Annotated in this window: 20 protein-coding genes, 1 other RNA gene and 1 riboswitch; of the genes, 10 read left to right on the top strand and 11 right to left on the bottom strand. The window is 59.1% G+C overall.

Annotated elements, in window-relative coordinates:
• Positions 1–21: 21 nt before the first annotated feature.
• Positions 22–1,482 carry a MocR-like pyridoxine biosynthesis transcription factor PdxR gene (gene pdxR / locus ACR0DX_RS12900; protein WP_170355343.1) on the bottom strand — a complete coding sequence of 487 codons (1,461 nt, stop codon included), beginning with the start codon at positions 1,480–1,482 and terminating at the stop codon, positions 22–24.
• Positions 1,483–1,598: 116 nt separating this feature from the next.
• Here pdxR and ACR0DX_RS12895 point away from each other — a divergent pair, with 116 nt between their 5' ends.
• On the top strand, positions 1,599–1,907 hold the full coding sequence (locus tag ACR0DX_RS12895; RefSeq protein ID WP_170724545.1) for a metalloregulator ArsR/SmtB family transcription factor: 309 nt from the start codon (positions 1,599–1,601) through the stop codon (positions 1,905–1,907).
• Entirely contained in the window at positions 1,900–2,931 is a 1,032-nt protein-coding gene (locus ACR0DX_RS12890) for a permease (protein WP_170724544.1), read from the top strand. Before ACR0DX_RS12895 ends, ACR0DX_RS12890 begins: the two co-directional genes overlap by 8 nt.
• A 38-nt stretch (positions 2,932–2,969) precedes the next feature.
• Here the strand turns inward: ACR0DX_RS12890 and ACR0DX_RS12885 are convergent, their stop codons facing one another.
• Both ACR0DX_RS12885 and ACR0DX_RS12880 read right to left on the bottom strand, forming a co-directional pair.
• Positions 2,970–3,362 (bottom strand): hypothetical protein, encoded by a 393-nt coding sequence (locus tag ACR0DX_RS12885; RefSeq protein WP_170724542.1) that lies wholly within the window; start codon positions 3,360–3,362, stop codon positions 2,970–2,972.
• A gap of 53 nt (positions 3,363–3,415) precedes the next feature.
• Positions 3,416–4,177 carry a DUF1013 domain-containing protein gene (locus ACR0DX_RS12880; RefSeq protein WP_170724540.1) on the bottom strand — a complete coding sequence of 254 codons (762 nt, stop codon included), beginning with the start codon at positions 4,175–4,177 and terminating at the stop codon, positions 3,416–3,418.
• 130 nt (positions 4,178–4,307) lie between these two features.
• On the opposite strand from ACR0DX_RS12880, the gene ACR0DX_RS12875 reads away from it, so the two are divergent.
• Positions 4,308–4,949: a ribonuclease T2 family protein gene (locus tag ACR0DX_RS12875; RefSeq protein WP_170355338.1), complete on the top strand. Its 642-nt coding sequence runs from the start codon at positions 4,308–4,310 to the stop codon at positions 4,947–4,949.
• Here the strand turns inward: ACR0DX_RS12875 and ACR0DX_RS12870 are convergent.
• Positions 4,946–5,434, bottom strand: coding sequence for a hypothetical protein (locus ACR0DX_RS12870; protein WP_170355337.1), 489 nt, complete (start codon positions 5,432–5,434; stop codon positions 4,946–4,948). The genes ACR0DX_RS12875 and ACR0DX_RS12870 overlap by 4 nt on opposite strands.
• A gap of 212 nt (positions 5,435–5,646) precedes the next feature.
• Between ACR0DX_RS12870 and ACR0DX_RS12865 the strand changes: the two genes are divergently transcribed.
• Positions 5,647–6,492 (top strand): FkbM family methyltransferase, encoded by an 846-nt coding sequence (locus ACR0DX_RS12865; protein WP_170355336.1) that lies wholly within the window; start codon positions 5,647–5,649, stop codon positions 6,490–6,492.
• Between the two features lie 35 nt (positions 6,493–6,527).
• Here the strand turns inward: ACR0DX_RS12865 and recR are convergent, their stop codons facing one another.
• The 3 genes from recR to ACR0DX_RS12850 all read right to left on the bottom strand — a co-directional run bounded on the left by recR (position 6,528) and on the right by ACR0DX_RS12850 (position 9,496).
• On the bottom strand, positions 6,528–7,121 hold the full coding sequence (gene recR, locus ACR0DX_RS12860; RefSeq protein ID WP_170355335.1) for a recombination mediator RecR: 594 nt from the start codon (positions 7,119–7,121) through the stop codon (positions 6,528–6,530).
• 63 nt (positions 7,122–7,184) lie between these two features.
• On the bottom strand, positions 7,185–7,529 hold the full coding sequence (locus tag ACR0DX_RS12855) for a YbaB/EbfC family nucleoid-associated protein (RefSeq protein ID WP_170355334.1): 345 nt from the start codon (positions 7,527–7,529) through the stop codon (positions 7,185–7,187).
• 215 nt (positions 7,530–7,744) lie between these two features.
• Positions 7,745–9,496, bottom strand: a complete 1,752-nt coding sequence (locus tag ACR0DX_RS12850) for a DNA polymerase III subunit gamma/tau (RefSeq protein WP_170355333.1) — start codon at positions 9,494–9,496, stop codon at positions 7,745–7,747.
• Positions 9,497–9,629: 133 nt separating this feature from the next.
• Between ACR0DX_RS12850 and ACR0DX_RS12845 the strand changes: the two genes are divergently transcribed.
• Positions 9,630–10,118 carry a dual specificity protein phosphatase family protein gene (locus ACR0DX_RS12845; RefSeq protein WP_170355332.1) on the top strand — a complete coding sequence of 163 codons (489 nt, stop codon included), beginning with the start codon at positions 9,630–9,632 and terminating at the stop codon, positions 10,116–10,118.
• A gap of 1 nt (position 10,119) precedes the next feature.
• Here the strand turns inward: ACR0DX_RS12845 and ACR0DX_RS12840 are convergent, their stop codons facing one another.
• Positions 10,120–10,527 carry a hypothetical protein gene (locus ACR0DX_RS12840; protein WP_170355331.1) on the bottom strand — a complete coding sequence of 136 codons (408 nt, stop codon included), beginning with the start codon at positions 10,525–10,527 and terminating at the stop codon, positions 10,120–10,122.
• Between the two features lie 82 nt (positions 10,528–10,609).
• Positions 10,610–10,829: riboswitch (cobalamin riboswitch) on the bottom strand.
• A 136-nt stretch (positions 10,830–10,965) separates the two neighbouring features.
• On the opposite strand from ACR0DX_RS12840, the gene ACR0DX_RS12835 reads away from it, so the two are divergent.
• Positions 10,966–11,823, top strand: coding sequence for an alpha/beta fold hydrolase (locus ACR0DX_RS12835; protein ID WP_170355330.1), 858 nt, complete (start codon positions 10,966–10,968; stop codon positions 11,821–11,823).
• Positions 11,824–11,861: 38 nt separating this feature from the next.
• On the opposite strand, the gene ffs is transcribed toward ACR0DX_RS12835, so the two are convergent.
• Together ffs and ACR0DX_RS12825 are read right to left on the bottom strand one after the other, a co-directional pair.
• Positions 11,862–11,960, bottom strand: an RNA gene (gene ffs / locus ACR0DX_RS12830) — signal recognition particle sRNA small type.
• A gap of 39 nt (positions 11,961–11,999) precedes the next feature.
• On the bottom strand, positions 12,000–13,859 hold the full coding sequence (locus ACR0DX_RS12825; protein WP_480846350.1) for a bifunctional 2',3'-cyclic-nucleotide 2'-phosphodiesterase/3'-nucleotidase: 1,860 nt from the start codon (positions 13,857–13,859) through the stop codon (positions 12,000–12,002).
• Between the two features lie 178 nt (positions 13,860–14,037).
• On the opposite strand from ACR0DX_RS12825, the gene nudC reads away from it, so the two are divergent.
• Together nudC and ACR0DX_RS12815 are read left to right on the top strand one after the other, a co-directional pair.
• Positions 14,038–15,018, top strand: coding sequence for an NAD(+) diphosphatase (nudC, locus tag ACR0DX_RS12820; RefSeq protein ID WP_170724535.1), 981 nt, complete (start codon positions 14,038–14,040; stop codon positions 15,016–15,018).
• Positions 15,019–15,057: 39 nt separating this feature from the next.
• Positions 15,058–15,522: an SRPBCC family protein gene (locus ACR0DX_RS12815; RefSeq protein ID WP_170724534.1), complete on the top strand. Its 465-nt coding sequence runs from the start codon at positions 15,058–15,060 to the stop codon at positions 15,520–15,522.
• Between the two features lie 30 nt (positions 15,523–15,552).
• Here the strand turns inward: ACR0DX_RS12815 and ACR0DX_RS12810 are convergent, their stop codons facing one another.
• Positions 15,553–16,386, bottom strand: a complete 834-nt coding sequence (locus tag ACR0DX_RS12810) for a prephenate dehydratase (RefSeq protein ID WP_170724532.1) — start codon at positions 16,384–16,386, stop codon at positions 15,553–15,555.
• 118 nt (positions 16,387–16,504) lie between these two features.
• On the opposite strand from ACR0DX_RS12810, the gene ACR0DX_RS12805 reads away from it, so the two are divergent.
• Both ACR0DX_RS12805 and ACR0DX_RS12800 read left to right on the top strand, forming a co-directional pair.
• Complete coding sequence (locus tag ACR0DX_RS12805) at positions 16,505–17,014, top strand: c-type cytochrome (protein WP_170355522.1); 510 nt, start codon at positions 16,505–16,507, stop codon at positions 17,012–17,014.
• A gap of 173 nt (positions 17,015–17,187) precedes the next feature.
• Entirely contained in the window at positions 17,188–19,092 is a 1,905-nt protein-coding gene (locus ACR0DX_RS12800; RefSeq protein ID WP_170355325.1) for an extracellular solute-binding protein, read from the top strand.
• The last annotated feature ends 1 nt before the right edge of the window (position 19,093 follow it).

Raw genomic sequence — 19,093 nt, 5'->3', positions numbered from 1 at the left:
CGGAATAGGTCCAGTGTTGCGCTAACAGGCGCGGATTGCCTCGGCGATGCGTTTTATGCCCGGATTGATGCGATCCGGCGCGATCGAGGAATATCCCAGACGGTAGAAATTCTGCGGCCGGTCAGGGCTGGAAAAAAAGGGCGCGCCGGGCTCGATATGAACGCTCTGGCCCTGTAGTTCCTGTGCTAGCCGGGCCGTGTCCACATGATCCGGTGCCGACATCCAGATGGATGAGCCGCCCAGCACGCCGCGCCCGGCCACGGTCAGGCCGTGTTGTTCAACAGCCTGATCCAGCGCCGCGCGCCGTTGGGCCAGCGCTTTGGACATCCGCCGGATCTGCGCGTCATAATGGCCAAGGGACAGGAAATAGGCCGCCGTGCGCTGGATATGCCCCGGCGGGTGGCGCAGAACCAGCGACCGCAGGGCGCGGGCCTCGCGGATGAACGGCTCAGACCCGACCATGTAGCCAAGGCGCAGGCCGGGGAACAGCGATTTGGAGAAACTGCCCACATAGATCACCCGCCCATCCCGGTCCATCGATTTGAGCGCGGGCGAGGGCGCACCCAGAAAGGCCATTTCGAACTCATAGTCATCCTCGACCACCATGGCGTCCAATTCGCGGGCGCGGGCCAGCAGGGTGGTGCGCCGGTCCACGGGCATGGTGGCTGTAGTGGGGCTTTGGTGGCTGGGGGTGGTAAAGATCACATCGGTCTGATCGGGCAGCGCCTCGGGTGGCAAGCCATCGCGATCCACTGCGACCGGGGCCACTTTGCAATCGGAATGGTTCAGAAGATCGCGCAGGGCGTAATAACATGGGTCTTCGATCACCGCAGTTCGGTTGTGGTTCAACAGAATGCGAGAGGCCAGCCAAAGCGCGTTCTGCGCGCCCATGGTGATCAAAATCTCTTCGGGGCGGGCGGCGATGCCGCGGCGGGGCAGGGTGTGGCGGGCGATGAATTCGACCAGCAGCGGGTCATCCTGATCCACGTAATCGCCGGTCAGAGAATCGAAATCCTTGTGGCCCAGCGCCCTAACTGCGCACAGGCGCCAGTTGGCATGATCGAACAGCGACCGGTCGGCCTGACCGTAGATGAACGGATAGCGGTAGTCGCGCCAGTCAGCAGGCTTGGTCAGGGTGTCCCCGTCCGAGAATCGGCGGGCCAGTGCCGTGGTCCAGTCAACCGTCTCGTCGCCGCGCGGGGTGGGCGTGTATTTCGGGGGCACTGGCGCGTTTTCCGACACGTAATACCCCGACCGGCCCTTGGCGGTCAGATAGTCATTGGCCAGCAGTTCCGTATAGGCCAGTGTCACCGTGATCCGGCTGACGCCCAGATGGGCCGCCAGTTTGCGGGACGAGGGCAGCTTCTCGCCCACATGAAAACGACCCGACAGGATGCCTTCGGCAATCATTTGCTGAATCTGCGCCTGCAACGTGCCCTGACCGTTGAGTTCCAGAAAGAAGGTGTCGACTGAGATGCCCATTCAAGTCTTATAGGGTGGACTTATGCGGTGAGCAATTTGGACTTACGCATTTTGTCATTGACGGGTGCGCGACATTAACCTAAATAACTAGAAATCTAGTTTAATGGAGTTGCGATATGTGGGAAAGTGCAGCAGCAGGATTTTCGGCCATGGGGTCCGAGGCCCGGTTGAAGGTTCTCAAAACGCTGGTCCGCGCCGGTCAGGCCGGGCTGACGGTTGGTGAGATTCAGGAACGCACCGGAATTGCGCCGTCTACTCTTGCCCATCACCTGCGCTTTCTGGCCGCCGGAGGGGTCGTGCAGCAGGAAAAGATCGGTCGCACCACCATCAACCGCGCCAGCTATGACGAGCTGCGCGCTTTGGCGCAGTTCATTCTGTCCGAGTGCTGCGCCGACGAAGTCGGAAAGGCCGCAAACGATGGCTGAGTTAACGCAAAACCCGAAGGTCCAAGCCAAAGCTGCGCTGGAGTTGATCAAAACGCCCTGGGCGGTGATCGTGGCTATTCTGATCGCGGTTGCCGTTCTGGACCCCGGTAACTGGGGTGAGGTGGTAATCTTCGCAGGCAAAGCGCTGGCGCATACCGGGCAGTATATTCTGTTCGCAGTTCTGCTCCTATCCTACCTCAAGGCCACCGGTGCCGAGGTCATGGTCGCCCGTGCCTTTGAGGGGCGCGAGACGCGGATGATTTTCCTCGCCGCCCTGTTCGGTGGCCTTGCCCCGTTCTGTTCATGCGAGGTGATCCCCTTCATCGCCGGTCTGCTGGCGCTGGGCGCGCCTTTGTCGGCGGTGATGGCGTTTTGGTTGAGCTCACCGCTGATCGACCCGCCGACCCTGCTGATCACGGCGGGCGCGCTGGGTTGGCCGTTTGCCATAGGCAAGGCCGTCGCCGCCGTTGCTTTGGGTCTGTTCGGAGGCTTCGTGGTGCGTGCCTTGATGCGCGGTGGGGCGTTCGCCGAGCCTCTGCGTGTCTACAAACCCGCCGGGTGCTGCGGCTGTGGTCCGAAACAGGACGACAAGCCGGTCTGGAAATTCTGGCAGGAACCGGAACGCCGCACGCGGTTCCGGGCTGAGTTTGTCCAGAACGGGATGTTCCTGCTGAAATGGCTGGCTTTGGCCTATGTGCTTGAGGCACTTCTGGTCAGCTATGTGCCTGCCGACCTGATCGCGCGTGTGGTTGGGGGCGAAGGCGTCGTGCCGATTGTCATCGCGGCGCTGGTGGGGATGCCCGCTTACCTGAACTCATACGTCGCGCCGCCGCTGCTGGCGGGGCTAACCGAGCAGGGCATGAGCGCAGGCGCTGCCATGTCGTTCATGATCGCAGGCGCGGTCAGCTCGATCCCGGCGATGGCTGCCGTATGGTCGCTGGTCAAGCCACGGGTCTTTGCGACCTATCTTGGATTGGGGATTACTGGCGCGATCATCTCAGGGATCGTCTTCCAGATGATCTAAAGGAAAAACCGCCCGGAGATGCCTCCGGGCGGTTTTGCTTATTGGTTGGCCTCGCAGAGGCTCGGCATTTTGAAGCGGTACCTTGCTTCCCCGCTATTGACGTAAACGCGTTTTTCGACGCAGGCCGTATCGCCGACGGTGCGCGCCACGTGTTCCTTGGATTCGTCGATCGAGATGGTGGACCCGTCGGGCAGCTTAACCGACGCGATAAGGCCGTGTTTCAAGTCCCCGTTCAACGGGGTCGCCGTCAGAACCGCAACCGTCAGGTACGAGTCGTGTTCATGCGCGCCGTCATCGTTGAGTATCAGCAGTGCTGCCGCGACCGAGACTGTGCCGACGATCGCCACCATCAGCAGCCCCCATGTTTTCAGAAAAGCATAGATCGACACCGCACGGTGCGGGCCGAATACAGAAGACAAGACATTCAGCATAGGTATCTCGGGCAAAAAAGCCCCGGCCGTTTCGGACCGGGGCTGATTGGGTATCAGAAGCGCGGATCTTCGTCTTCTTCCTCGTCGCCGCCGCCTTTGGGCAGGTTGAAGAAGCTATCGGCGTCGATGACCGGCTCATCGTCTTTTTCCTCGACCGGATCATCGGACAGCGAGAAGGTTTCGAGCCCCTCGATGGCGGTCGGGATTTTCGGCGCGGCGTCCATTTCCAGCGACTGCTCGGTCGAGACCAGCTTGCGGCGCTCATCATCGCTCATGACACCACCTTCGGCGGCCTTCTTCGCGGCGGCTTTTTGGACAATCGCGTCCAGCTCGGACTGTTTGCACAAGCCCAACGCAACCGGGTCGATCGGCTGCATGTTGGCGATGTTCCAATGCGTGCGCTCGCGGATCGACTGGATGGTGGGCTTGGTGGTGCCGACCAGCTTGGCGATCTGTCCATCGCTCAGCTCGGGGTGGAACTTAACCAGCCACAGGATCGAGTTCGGACGGTCCTGGCGTTTGGACAGCGGGGTATAGCGCGGGCCACGGCGCTTTTCCTCACCTGCCGCAGCGGCGTTGAACTTGAGCTTCAGCTTGTGCAGCGGGTTGTTCTGGGCCGAGTCAATTTCTTCCTGAGTCAGCTGGTTGTTGGCGATGGGGTCAAAGCCTTTGACGCCAGCGGCCACGTCACCATCGGCGATACCCTGCACTTCAAGCTCGTGCATTCCTACGAAATCCGCGATCTGCTTGAAGCTGATCGTGGTGTTGTCCACCAGCCAAACGGCGGTTGCTTTGGCCATAAGCGGTTTTGCCATCAGCCCGTCTCCTGTAAATACATCTGTCCCGTCGCCGGAATTCGGCGGCCCCTTGATCTTGGGGCAGGTTTCCGTTGTCGGGGAACTTCGGGCCTATATAGTCGCGCAAAGGCAAGAAGGGAAGAGGCGAATGCGTCACGGGATTCTAGCGCTGGTCATGTGGGCGTTCAGCGGGCTGGTCGCACTGGCCGATGGAGAGAAGGCGGGCGTTTTCGACTATTACGTCCTGTCGCTGAGCTGGTCGCCCAACTGGTGTGCCCGCGAAGGTGATGCGCGCGGCTCTGATCAATGCGATGCGCGGCATGATCATGGGTGGATCCTGCACGGGCTTTGGCCGCAATATCATCAAGGCTGGCCGTCTTATTGCCCGACGGTCAAGGCGCCGCCGTCGCGCGCGATGACGCGCGAGATGGCGGATATTCAAGGCACCTCTGGGCTGGCGTGGCACCAGTGGAAGAAGCACGGAACCTGTTCGGGCCTGTCTGCAGCGGACTACTACGCTTTGTCGCGCGCGGCCTATGAGGGCGTCACCCGCCCGCCTGTGTTCCGCAAGCTGGACGGGGCGGTCAAACTGCCCGCCTCGGTGGTGGAAGAGGCGTTTCTAAAGGAAAACCCTGCGCTAGAGCGCGACATGATCACCGTCACCTGCAAACAGGGCTATATCGAAGAGGTCCGCCTTTGCCTGTCCCGCGATCTTGATCCTGTTCCCTGCGGTCGCGACGTGATCCGCGATTGCGCGGCCAAAGACGCACTGTTTGATCCGATTCGTTAGAGTTTGCGGTTCTGGCAATCCCGCGCATAGTCCAGCGCTTTGGCTGTGCCTTTCAGGTCAATCGCCATCACGGTCTGACCTTCGGGGTTGTAGACAGTCATTATCTTGTTCTGCGCAATGGCCTCGACGAAACTGCGGTCGGTAAAGAAAACCGTCGCGCCGGGAACGTCGCGTTGGTTGAAGCCTATGGCGGTGGCGTCGAAACTCTTGCCGTCCAGTTCAAAACGGATCGGATAGCTCTCGCCCTGTTCGATCTCGCCCCAGGCCTTGTTGTAGACGGCGAAATAACCGCGTTTGTCCAACGCGTCATACCCGATACGCACGACCGAGAGATCCTGATAAATCGTCTGGATCAGGCACCCATTCCCAAGCGCAGGGTCCATCATGATGTTCCAACCCTCGACGAAACCCTTGTCGATAAGGTCTTGTGCAAACGCTGTTGTTGTTGTGACTGCCGTTAACAAGAGAGCAAGAAGACGAGGCATTGGTTAAGCTCCTGAAATATGTCGAATATCGGACGCTCGCATTCGGAATCGAGTTGATACCAAAGTCCGGCGCATCTAAAGCGCCAAATGTGCCGAACGTTTCTATCAAATCTTGAGAAGCAGGCGCAATTGTTCCATTTTGTGCGCGATCGGGTAATGCCGGTGGTGGCCGTTGTTCGAGATTAGATGTTTTCACTATTCAGGATCACATGATGAACCGTCAACAGATACGTTTTCTTCGACGTACCTGCACCTCGGTGCAAATTCGGCTGTCCGAGGAAAGCCCCCTTCGTGGAACGTTTGAGCGGGGGGACGAGATCTCGCTTCTAACCGATGGCTCGATCTTTCCTCATGTCGCGCAGCAGCACGAGTGGAATTTCAACGAAACACGCTTCATTGGTCAGGTTTGCGATGCAGCCTCTTACCATCTTATTGATGTCGGGGCGAATGTCGGGCTCTATACGCGGCAGGTGCTGCTCAATTACCAGAACGTGCATTCCGCTTCCTGTTTCGAACCCAGCCCGGACAATGTCGAGCATCTTGAGCGAAATATCGGCGGGATGCCAACTGCGACGGTCCATAACTTCGGTCTGGGAACGACAGATGGTGAGTTGACCTTTTTTACTGACGATGTGAACGGAGGAAATTTTTCGTTCAATGAGAATGCAGTAGCGGGCAGAAACCATCACGTGATCAAAGCCCCGATCCGCAAGATATCGGAGCAGTTGCTTGACGATTGCATGGGGGATGAGGCCCGAAAGCGACGGTTGATTTGGAAATCTGATACCCAAGGTTTGGATGAGGTGCTGATGAGCGAACTTCCACTCGGATTCTGGCAGCGCGTTGATTTGGCGGTGTTCGAAGGGTGGCGGATACCAAAGCCTGAATTCGACGCCCAGGCCTTTGCCACGGTCCTGAAGGCGTTTGACTTTGTTTATATCATGGGTAGCAGGAACAAAAGACTGCAGCGGACAGACGCGGAACAATGCATGCATTATCTATCCGGTACAGACCGCAGATGGGCCGATGTTTTCCTGTCGAGGCGCGAGCTGTCCTGACCTCTTAACCTGCTATTTAGGTCTGGTATGGTTCGCTAGATCTCCTTGCGCGCCCGCAGCGCTGCCGTGATCGTTCCGTCATCCAGATAATCCAACTCGCCACCAATCGGCACACCCTGAGCGAGTGAGGTCAGGCGCACCTGACCCTCTAGCTGGTCGGCGATGTAATGGGCTGTGGTCTGGCCATCGACGGTGGCGTTCAGGGCGAGGATGACCTCGGTGATCCCTTCTGCAGTGACTCGATCTTTGAGGCGCGGGATGCGCAGTTCGTCCGGGCCGACGCCGTCCAGTGCCGAGAGTGTCCCGCCCAGCACGTGATAGCGGCCTTTGAACACGCCTGCGCGTTCCATCGCCCAGAGGTCGGCGACGTCTTCGACTACGCACAGCTCTCCGGTGGCGCGGGCCTCGGCGTCGCAGATGTCACAGATGTCCGTGGTGCCCACGTTGCCGCAGTTCAAGCATTCGCGGGCGGTGATGGCGACCTGCTGCATGGCATCCGACAAGGGTGTCAGCAGCAGCGCTCGTTTGCGGATCAGGTGCAGCACAGCGCGACGGGCCGAGCGGGGCCCAAGCCCCGGCAGTTTGGCCATCAGGTCGATCAGATTGTCGATGTCGCTGTTCGAACTCAACGCGCGTACCCCTGCACAGGGGCCGGGCAGGGTGCCCGGCCTTTGGACCGTCAGGAGTGTCTATCAGAACGGCAGCTTGATGTCTGCGGGCAAACCCATGCTTTCGGTCAGCTTGGCCATCTCGGCCTGCGCGCGTTCGGCGGCTTTGGTCTGCGCGTCCTTGATAGCGGCGAGGATCAGGTCTTCGACGACCTCTTTGTCGTCGCCGTTGAAGATCGAGGGGTCGATGTCCAGACCTTTGAGTTCGCCCTTGGCGGTGGCAGTGGCTTTGACCAGTCCAGCACCGGATTCGCCGACAACCATCAGATTGTTCAGTTCTTCCTGCATGTCGGTCATCTTAGTCTGCAGATCCTGCGCGGATTTCATCATCTTGGCCATATCGCCCAGACCGCCGAGTCCTTTAAGCATTACGTTTTCTCCTGCTAATCGGTTTGTCGCCTAGATACGGACAGCGCCCGTGCGGCACAAGGGGGCAGTGCCCTCCCGCCCGTCGTCGCGGTCTTTTGCAAGACCTCTCCTCCCGTTGGGCCCGGCAGAGCGCGGGCAACGCCCGCCGCCTGCCGGGCCCTAGGTCGCTCAGGGGTATCGGCGTCAGCCGATGGCCCGTGGCGGGCGCGGGAGGGTTAGTCCTCCTCGAACGGGTCCCATTCGTCTTCGACCTCGGGCAGGGCTTCGGTTTCGACCTTGGCGGCGCGTTCTTCGGGAGTTTCGATGCGTTTGATCTTGGCTTTGGGGAATTGAGCCAGCACCGCCTGTACCAGAGGGTGCTGTTCGGCCTCGGCCTTTAACGCCAGATCGGCGGCATCTCGGATTTCGGCGATGGTTGCCGCCTCGCCGTTGGCCACAATGGTCACCGCCCAGCGGTTGCCGGTCCAGCGTTGTAGTGCGGTACCCATGCGGGCGGCCAGATCGGTTGGGGCTGAGTCTGTTGGCGTGAACTCGATCCGACCGGGTTGGTAAGACACCAACCGGACGCCGTTTTCGACCTCAACCAGCAGTTTCACATCCCGGTTGGTGCGGATCAGTTCGACCACATGTTCAAAACTCGGGTAGCGGGCCAATGCCGTTTGCACATCCTGCGCCAGTGCGGCCGTGGGCGCTCCGGCCCCGCCGCGAATGGGCGGCGCATAAGTGGAGGCCACCGGGGCCTGCGCGGCGTGTGATGGTGCGGTCATTCCGCCGCCGGGCCCGCCGTTTGGCGGTGGGGGAGGCGCGTCTTGCAACCGTTTGATCAGTTCTTCTGGGCTGGGCAGGTCAGACACATGGGTCAGGCGGATAACGACCATCTCGGCGGCCATCATGGCGTTGGGCGCGGCTGAGACTTCCTCGAGCGCTTTCAACAACATCTGCCACATGCGGGTCAGGACCCGCATCGGCAGGGCCTCGGCCATTTGCTGACCCCGCGCGCGTTCATCAGGGGAAACGGTCGGGTCTTCAGCGGCATCCGGCGTGATCTTTACCACCGACACCCAATGAGTGATCTCGGCCAGATCGCGCAGCACGGCCAGCGGGTCGGCGCCTTCGGCATATTGTGCGCCAAGTTCGGTCAGCGCCCCGGCGGCATCGCCACGCAGGATCATGTCCATCAGGTCCAGCACCCGGCCCCGGTCGGCAAGACCCAGCATCGCACGCACCTGATCGGCGCTGGTTTCCCCGGCGCCGTGTGAAATCGCCTGATCCAGCAGAGAGGTCGCATCGCGGGCTGAACCCTCGGCGGCGCGGGTGATTAGTGCCATCGCGTCTTCGGCGATCTGTGCGCCTTCGGCATCGGCGATCTTGCGCAGCAGGCCGATCATGTCCTCGGGCTCGATCCGTCGCAGGTCAAAGCGCTGACATCGGGACAGGACCGTCACCGGCACTTTGCGAATCTCGGTGGTGGCAAAGATAAACTTCACATGCTCGGGCGGTTCCTCAAGCGTCTTGAGCAGCGCGTTGAAGGCGCTGGTCGACAGCATGTGGACCTCGTCGATGATATAGATCTTATAGCGGGCCGAGGCCGCGCGGTAGCGGACGCTGTCGATGATCTCGCGAATATCGTTCACACCGGTCCGGCTGGCGGCGTCCATCTCCATCACGTCCACATGGCGACCTTCCATGATCGCCACACAATGTTCGCACTGGCCGCAGGGTTCGGTCGTCGGTTTGCCCTCGCCATCGGGGCCGATGCAGTTCATGCCCTTGGCGATGATCCGGGCCGTGGTGGTTTTGCCGGTGCCGCGAATGCCGGTCATGATAAAGGCCTGCGCGATCCGATCCGCCTCGAACGCGTTTTTCAGCGTGCGTACCATGGCCTCCTGCCCGACCAGATCGGCAAAGGTTTCAGGGCGGTATTTGCGGGCAAGAACCTGATAGGCGGGGCTGGGCGTGTCGGTCATATCTGCTCTGTCGGATTCGGGTTCCGATGCAGCGTAGAGACCCCCGCCGCCCGCGTCCACCGCCGCCTTGGGGGAAATTCGGTTTGCAGGTCAGTTTGCACAGCATAGAAGCTATGTGAAAAGGAGGCCGGGGATGGAGCCATTTGCAATTCACGTGGTCGAGGTCGCGGCCGGTCACGTCGCGCTGTCGCCGCTGCCGGGGCGCGCGGGGGAGTATGCGCGGGATTTGGATATCATTCGCCGCTGGCGGCCCGATCTTGTGATTTCGATGACCACAAGCTCCGAGATGGAGCAGGCCGGGGCGGGAAAACTGGGAGATGACCTGCACGCCGAGGGCATAACCTGGACGCACCTGCCGATTGAAGATTTTGGCGCGCCGTCGCCGGACACCGAGGCCGCTTGGCCCCGGATCAGCCAGTCTGCCGCGCAAATTCTGGCGCGTGGAGGGCGGGTGCTGGTGCATTGCCGGGGCGGGTGCGGGCGGTCGGGCATGATCGCCCTGCGGCTTATGGTCGAACAGGGCATCGCCTCCGACGCGGCGTTGCGCCGCCTGCGCGCCGTGCGGCCCTGTGCGGTTGAAACCGACGGACAGATGCGTTGGGCAACCTGCGCGCCGGACTGAGTTACAGCGCCAGATGCTGCTGGGGCTGTGCTGGTTGCGCCGGGGCCAGCTCTGACACTTCAAGCATGGCACAGGGCGGTACTGGTAACTGGCCGGCCGGACGGGCCGCAGCAACGGGGCCGAACAGCATATCCGCATAACCATCCAACGCGTCGAGCGAGGCGTCCGTGCTGGTGCCGCAGAAGATGCGAATTTGATCTTTCTGGGCGCGGAATCGGGCGATGCAGCCCTGTGGGCAATGGCCCAGCTCTCCGCTGCCGTCCAATGCGAATTCTTCCGACGTGGCAGGCACCGCGGATTCCATCGCTTGCACAATAGCCCGTGCCATCTGCGCTAAAGCCGGGCAGGTCTTGCCGGTTTTCTGACATAGGGTTGCACTGAATTGGTGCGTTTTTGTCTTCCAGATCATAATGCGCCCTCCGCGCGGGGAACGGGGCATGGATCAGGTGTGACAGCGCGCTGACAATCCCGCCCGGACACCCCGCCCGAGTTACAGTTTTGATTTGATGGCAGGTCTCCTGACTTGCGGGTCATCGCGTTGCCGACCTTCCCAGCCTTGCGGGCCAGTGGTATTTCGGCATTGCTCACCGCTTACAGTTGCGGGGGCAGTCGCGGCATTGGATCGTTCCGGCATGACCGGGCAGAACCGCACCGTGTTCCCTTTTCATCTTGTCCCGACACGGGACAAGAACCATCACGCCATCGCTAGCGGTTGAGCGGGCTTTGAGTCAAGCGGGCGCGCGCGCAAAGTGGACGTTTGGTCATCTTGATGCGCCCTTGACTCAGCCCGGCCAAAGAAGTGGGGATAAGGGGTGAACCGAACAGTTCAGATCAGGTGAGCAACGCTATGCTGGATGATACACCCCCCGTCCTGACCGAGGATTTTCGGTTTTCTGCCGGTTCGGCAATGCTGTCGGCACGCCTGTACCGGCCCGTGACCGATCCCAAAGTCGCCGTGGTTATACATGGTGCGACCGGTGTCCCGAGGGATTACTATCAGCATTTCGCGCATTGGCTGGCAGCGGATCAGGGGATCGCCTGCCTGACCTACGACTATCGTGACTTTGGCCACTCACTGACCGGACTACTGCAGGAATCGCGAGTAAAGATGGCGGATTGGGCGCTGACCGACATGCCCGCCGCCAGAGCGGAAATGCGCCAGCGTTACCCACACGCAGAACACTGGAGCATAGGGCACTCGGTCGGAGGGATGCTGGGGCCAATACAACCTGATATCGACCATATAGATCGCATGATCTGTGTGTGTTCGGGGCTGGTGACAATCAGTGATCACCCTTGGCCTTATCGCGCGCTGGCGTCCTTGTTCTGGTATGGACATGTTCCGCTGGCAGTAAAAACCGTTGGATACCTGCCAGGAAAGGCAGTGGGATTTGGGGCCGACCTGCCTGCACCGGTTTACTGGCAGTGGCGTAAGTGGTGCACGGCGCCCCAAAACTATCTGCCTGAAATCGGAAAAACGCTACCAGCCGCAACCTGGGCAGAGAAAGGCAAACCGGTCGATCTGTTCACTTTCGAGGACGACCAGATGGTTCCGCCCGAAGCCGTTTGGCGGTTGGCAGATCTGTACGGCTCCAGCGCTCGGCGTCATGTACTGTCACCGCAGGAATTCGGACTGAAGGACATTGGCCATATCGGCGCGTTCGCGCGTCGCAACGAGTCCCTATGGCCGCGCTTGATCGCATAAGTGCTGCGCGTCTAAACCGGTCAAAACTGTCGGGGATGAAGTGAGAGGTTGGACATCGACCCAAGCGGGGCTCGTTGTGGCTGCTTCCTTCCGGACCTGACCAGGTTGGCGAGGCGCTCGCCCGCGCCAACCTCTCAACGGTGGATATAGGCATTTGGTTCATGCTTGGCAACCCGTCAGAGGGAGAGCTGAATGTTCAGGAAACCTTTCGCATCCGGACCGATGACTTTGGCACGATAGCGTGCCAATTCTTCCAGATGTTGGTCAGCGGCCGCTCCGGTTTTCACAAGCGCATGGGCACCGGGTATGGGTGACAACTGAAAAGGCTGGGGCGCCTCTTCCAAAGGGTCCATCGGTAACAAGCCCGACAGGTAATCCCGTACAATATGTTGAATCGGAAGGACCGGCAGAGGAATTCGGGTCGCGTTTTCGGCAAACGGGAAGTTCCCGCCTCCGTTGGCGCGATAGTTGTTCAACGCGACAACAAAGCGCTGATCTGCGTCGATAGGGCGGCCGTTGAATCGCAATTCGCGAACCCGATGGCTGTTGGGATGAAGTATTGCGCCACCTGTGTCGAACCGCGCCGGAGATGCTAGATCTAGTGCGTAAGTTAACCCGTGTAGCACGTCAAAATTATGTCCGGCGCGATTCGTATCCACAAGGTCCGATTGTTCACCCGGGCGCATCTGGTTCAGCACGCCAGCGGACATTTCCAGCCAATCTTTGATTTCAGTGCCCGAGACAATGACGGCCTGCATCTCGTTCGGAAACACGTTCAGGTCGGCAACATGGCGCGTACATATCTGCCCGGGTGGGATATCGGTGAAAAACCGAGGTCCTGCACGACCGCCGAATTTCGACGGTGCAACTGCCGACAAGACGGGTAGCCCCGCATTGGCAGTTCCCTGCACATGCTGCCGCAATGCTGCGGCTTGCGCGGCAGCCACAAGCGCCAGACCGCGATCCCAGGCGCAAAAGCTGAAATAGCTGTGCAGATGATGCGACGTGTGTCCAACGGGCGTGTTGTACTGCGCGCGAGTTTCGCGGTGCGCCTTGGCAAAAATCCGCGACAGTTCGGGGTCTTCCGGAACCTCAGCGCCAACAAAGTCGGGTGCGATTGCCTTCAGGTGTGAACGGTGCGTTTCTACCTGCCACTTTCCGTCGTCACCAAGTTTCATCGTCAGGTCAATCACACCAAGATGCGACCCAGCGCTGCCCGGCATGACAGCCGGCTTGCCGTGCACTTGACCTTTGGCACTGTCCACGAACGCAAACCTTTCATGCGACGCGCCCGGCAAAGTCAGATGTGAATGTCCCGCTATGATCGCATCGATCGGTCCGATGGCCGCAAGGGGAATCACGGCGTTTTCCAGATTCGGCTCCGGTTGGGCGGTGCCAATCCCGGAATGCGCCAGCGCGATCACAAGATCGCACCCAGCGGCCTTCAGCTCTTGCGACACGTGTCGTGCCGTGGACAGGATATCGTCGATGCGGACCTTTTGCTCAAGCCGGTGCGCCTCCCAGTTCGCAGTTTGCGGCGGCAGGGCTGAAAAAACGCCGATTTTGATCGGATATTCGCGGTCTCCGGCTTTCATGGTTCGGCTTAGCACTGCCTGCCTGCTCCAAGCACCGGGGCGGTCCAACCGGTGCGCGTTGCTGCATAAGACAGGGCAGGGGGATTGGCGCAGGATACGGTCCAGAACCTGCAAGCCGAAGCCGAAATCATGGTTTCCCAATCCGATGGCATCGTAATCCAGCGCTTCGAAAGCCTCCATCAGAGGATGACGGGTTTGGGTTTGTGTTTCGGCCCATTCCCCAATGGGCGTTCCCTGTAGTGAGTCCCCGTTATCCAGCAAGATGGTCATGGCATCTTTGGCCTCGGTTCGAGCTTGGCGGATCAGTGTGGCTGTACGGGTAAACCCAATCATGGGTTCCGGCGCATCCCGATAATAGTCAAACCCGGTCACATTCATATGTAGATCCGAGGTTCCCAAAATCCTGATCGTTGCGCTTAGAGAGGAAGGGGGATGTTGCAATACTCTACTTTTAGACGTTTTTGGTTAACCTATCTCAACAAAAAGAGTATTTGACGCAAGTTTCAAGGCAGAGTTTGAGTTGATCACATTGTCTCCTCAATTTCCCACGAAGCAGAAATGTCGTTGCAACGACCCGGCGCTCGTGGCAGCCCTGTGCCGACAACCTGAAGGGATTGCAATGAAATACGCGGAAACCGTGACGTTTGGCGGGTCGGGACTGGATCGCGCAGCACATCTGCGCAACGATCCCGAGGGGCTTGCGCAAGTCGCAAACGACCCGGATGCAAGATGCCTTATGTTGTGGCGCGGTAAGGTGCTGGTCGAGGGCGAAGCTCTGGATCGGCTGGCGTTGCTGCCGCTGACGCACGATCTGTTGCGCAATGGACCGGGCGGAATTGTTGAAGAACCAGTCTTTCTAGGTATTTCGGATCACGTTCCGCTGTTCGCTTTGGACATCTCGGGGTGGGACGCCGAGGGGCTGGACCTCTCCGAGGTTGGGGCATTCTTCGACCGTTCCCAGCAACAGCACCCCGCGTTGTCCATCGGGCATGTTTTTGTCGAATTGCGTCGGATCATGACCCGTCTGAACCCTCGGGATGCGGAGCTGGCGGCAACTGCCAAGGCGGTGATCGGCTGGCACGAGACGCACCGTTTCTGCGCCCGCTGCGGTGCCGCCAGTGATTTGGCGCAGGCGGGATGGCAGCGCAGCTGTCCGTCTTGCGGGGGTCAGCATTTCCCGCGCACGGACCCGGTTGTCATCATGCTGATCACGCATGGAGATTCGGTGCTGATGGGGCGGTCTCCAGGTTGGCCGGACGGGATGTATTCCCTGCTTGCGGGCTTTGTCGAACCCGGTGAAACGCTCGAGGCCGCCGTGCGCCGAGAAGTGATGGAAGAGGCCGGAGTACCTGTCGGAGCAGTCACTTATCTGTCCAGCCAACCCTGGCCCTTTCCCGCGTCGCTGATGTTTGGGTGTGCAGGTCTGGCGCTGTCACGCGATATTACAATCGACCCGATTGAAATCGAAGATGCCATCTGGGTCAGCAAGTCGGAAATGATGCAGGCCTTTGCTGGTGAACATCCGACATTGATGCCTGCGCGGAAGGGTGCCATCGCGCATTTTCTTTTGCAGCACTGGCTGGCGGATACGCTGGATTGACAGAATATTGGGGAATCAAAGGTAAGAGCCTCGGACACCATGCAATTCACAGCACATGAAGATATCGACGCACCCATCAACGCAGTGTTTGAAATGGTCGCTGATTTTGAACGTTTCGAGCGTATGGCAATGCGTCGCGGGATCGAAGTCAGACGCCTTTCGGGTCACATGGGTGTTGTGCCGGGCACCACATGGCAGGCGGATTTCAAGCTTCGTGGCAAGCCGCGTCGCGTCTCTATCGAGATGACCGAGTGTGATCCGCCAGCAAGGATGCAGTTCAACGCGGCAGGAAAGGGCGTAAGTGGTACGACGACGGTTGACTTCCTGGCCTTATCGCAACGCCGAACCCGGTTGAGTGTGGACCTGAGTCTGGCTGCAAAATCATTGCCTGCACGCCTGTTCCTGCAGTCTATCAGACTGGGAAAGTCACGCTTCAAACGACGTTTCCAATCACGGCTCAGCGAGTTCTCGAGAGAGATAGAAGAACGATATCATCACGGCTGAAGTACCGGTAACAAACGTTAATCTGCCTGACTAACCGCGCGGTTGCGCTGCCGGGTAAACGCCCAGAACTTCGACATTGGTGGTAAAGTGCTGCAGCTCGTCCATCGCCAGTCGCACGTTGCGGTCATCTGGATGGCCCACGATATCAGCGTAGAACTGGGTCGCCGTAAAGGATCCGTCGACCATATAGCTTTCCAGTTTGGTCATGTTGATACCGTTGGTCGCAAATCCGCCCATCGCCTTGTAAAGCGCCGCCGGAATATTCCGGACCTGAAAGACGAAGCTGGTGATCATCCCATTTTCGCCGCGCCGAGCGTCGTCCGCTTCGCGTGACATCACCAGAAAACGAGTGGTGTTGTCGTCGTTATCCTCGATATGGCGGGCCAGAACGTCCAAGCCGTAGATCTCTCCGGCCAATTCGCTGGCCAACGCCGCCGAGTGAACCTCGCCCTGTTCGGACACTTCGCGCGCGGCGCGGGCATTGTCTGGGCTGACGCGGCCACGGATGCCGTGTTTTTTCAGGAAGCCTGCGCATTGTGGTAGCAAGACCAGATGGGAATGCGCCTCGGTAACATCCTCCAGCGTCGCACCCGGAACGGCCAACAAGTTGATATGCACCCGCACGAAGGCCTCGTCGATAATGTGCAGCCCGCTATGGGGCAGCAAGCGGTGAATATCGGCCACTCGGCCGTAGGTCGTATTCTCAACCGGCAACATCGCAAGTTCGGCTTCACCTGACCGAACCGATTCGATCACATCCTCGAAGGTACGGCAGGGCAGTGCCTCCATATCGGGTCGCGCGTTGCGGCAAGCCTCGTGGCTATAGGCGCCGGGTTCCCCCTGAAATGCGATACGTTTGGTCATTTGGTCGATTCCGTGCAACAAGTTCCAAGATTGGGCGTTTAGTCGCGGTGTCTATACCTTGCCTCTTGTCAGGGGAAGCCTTAGACACCCCCAAGACAGCTAAATGGACTCGCGATCAATGTTCGACACGATGACAGTTACCAAGGCCGCCGCAGGCCTGTTTGGCACCTTCCTGGTGCTGCTTCTGGCCAAATGGGCTGCCGAAGGCCTGTACCATGCCGATGGTCATGGCGAGACGGCCTCTTACATCATTGAAACCGAAAGCTCTGGTGAAAGCGCCAACGCCGAAGAAGTGGTGTTCGAAGACCTGCTGGCCGCCGCCGATCCGGAAAAAGGCGCACGCGTTTTCCGCAAATGCACCGCTTGCCACAAACTGGAAGACGGAGCCAACGGAACCGGACCCTACCTTTACGCCGTTGTTGACCGCCCTGTTGCATCGGCCAAGGGTTTCACCGGCTATTCGGCTTCGATGCAAGCGCATGGTGGCAACTGGACACCAGAAGCACTGGATGCATTCCTCGAGCGCCCAAGTGCTTACATCTCGGGCACTTCGATGAGCTTTGCTGGTTTGAAAAAACCGCAAGAGCGCGCTGACCTGATTGCCTATCTGCAGACAATCGGCAACTGATCCAGTCCTTGGATATTCCAAAAATTGAAAGCCGCTGCTTTGTGCAGCGGCTTTTTTTGTCTAAACAGAACTTCACAAAGCGCTCACGCATTCTAAACTTGAATCTGTCAGCGCTGGTCTTTTAGCCTTCGCGTACGAAAATAAAGACGACAACGATCCAGAGGATGAGCCACATGACACCCCTCCTGCCTGCACTGCGCGTTTCGAATATGCGACCTTGGGCGGTAGCATTGGGAATAGCGCTTGTTATGGGGGCAAGCAGCGCCGTCAGGGCCGCAGAAGAAAATGTGACGCGCAGCCATGGGTACTCTTATTTTGGTAATCTGGACTACCCGGCGGATTATCCGCATCTGGGTTACGTGAATCCCGAAGCCCCAAAGGGTGGCGAGCTGTCGCTGGCTGGATCAGGCACGTTCGACTCTCTGAACCCGTATTCGCGCAAAGGGCGCGCCGGTGCATTGACGACCCTGCAGTATGACTCGTTGATCGACAGCACCTCGGATAGTGTGGGTCAATACTATGGCCTGCTTGCGGAAAGCATGGAATATGACGAAGGCCGCAACTATGTGATCTTTCACATCCGGCCCGAAGCAACATTCTGGGACGGATCACCAGTAACTGCCGAAGATGTGGTCTATAGCCACAGACTGTTTATCGAACAGGGTCTTCCATCTTATGCGCAGGCCGTTGGCCGGATGGTCACCGGTGCCGAAGCATTGGATGATCATACGGTCAAGTTTACGTTTAGTCCCGAAGTGACACGGCGTGGGTTGATCGAAACGGTTGGCTCGACACCGGTGTTTTCAAAAGCGTGGTTCGAGGCCGATGAGAGCCGCCGCCTGGACGAACCGCGGCTTGAAGTTGCAGTTGGGTCGGGGCCGTACAAGCTGGATAGCTATGACATTAACCGCCGCATCGTTTACAAGCGGCGCGACGATTATTGGGGGCAGGATTTGCCGATCAATGTCGGGCGCAACAACTACGACACCATTCGGGTCGAGTATTTCGCCGACCAGACCGCCGCGTTCGAAGGGTTCAAGGCCGGGGAATACACAATGCGCATTGAAAGCGACCCCAAGCTTTGGGCTTCGGGGTATGACTTTCCAAAGCTGACCCAAGGGTCGGTCGTTCGTGATGAGATTACGGATGGCAGCCCGCCGACGCCATCGGGTTTCGTGTTCAATCTGGGAAAGCCGCAGTTCGAGGATAAGAATGTCCGCAAAGCCATAGCGCTTGCCTTCAATTTCGAATGGGCCAATGAATCGCTGATGTTCGGTCTCAATTCACCGCGCAGCTCGTTTGTGCAGGGTACTCATCTCGAAGCGACAGGCGCACCAGAAGGGGCTGAGCTTGCCTTCCTCGAGGCGCTGGGCGACGTTGTGCCGGCCGAAGTCCTGAGCGAACCTGCCTTGGTTACTCATGAATCCAATTCGACGCGCCTGAATGATCGTCGAAATCTGCGCAAGGCGTCGAAGTTGCTGGACGAGGCCGGTTGGCCGGTTGGTGACGGCAATCTGCGGCGCAACGCTGAAGGGCAGACGCTGAAGGTTAACATCCCTTACGCCTCAAGCATTCCCACATCGACGGCCACGATGATCGAGACTTTCGTTCAGAACCTGCAGGCGATTGGCGTGGATGCCTCGGCCGAGAAGGTTGATCCGTCACAGTTCACACTGCGCCGCCGTGAACGCGACTACGACATGGTTTATTCGAACCGGTATGGATCGTTTTTGTCGACGGGCGGCGGTCTTAGCCAGATGTACGGTTCGGAAGAAGCCGCCTTTAGCCTGTTCAACCCAGCGGGTTTGGCCAGTCCTTTGGTTGACGCGGTCATCGAATCCTCCTTCGATACGACAAATCAGGAAGAACAAGACGCAGCACTTATGGCATTGGACCGTGTCCTGAGGTATGAGTTCTTTATCATCCCTGACGGTTATGTCGCGGACTACTGGACGGCTTACTACGACATGTACGAATACCCTGAAAACCTGCCGCCTTTCACGCTCGGTTATCTGGATCTTTGGTGGGTAAACCCTGAAAAAGAGGCTAACCTGAAGGCAAAAGGCGCACTGCGTTAAC

It is taken from the genome of Ruegeria sp. D3, assembly GCF_056534465.1.
The sequence above is the reverse complement of the archived record's forward strand: the minus strand, read 5'-3'. Positions and strand labels throughout refer to the sequence as shown.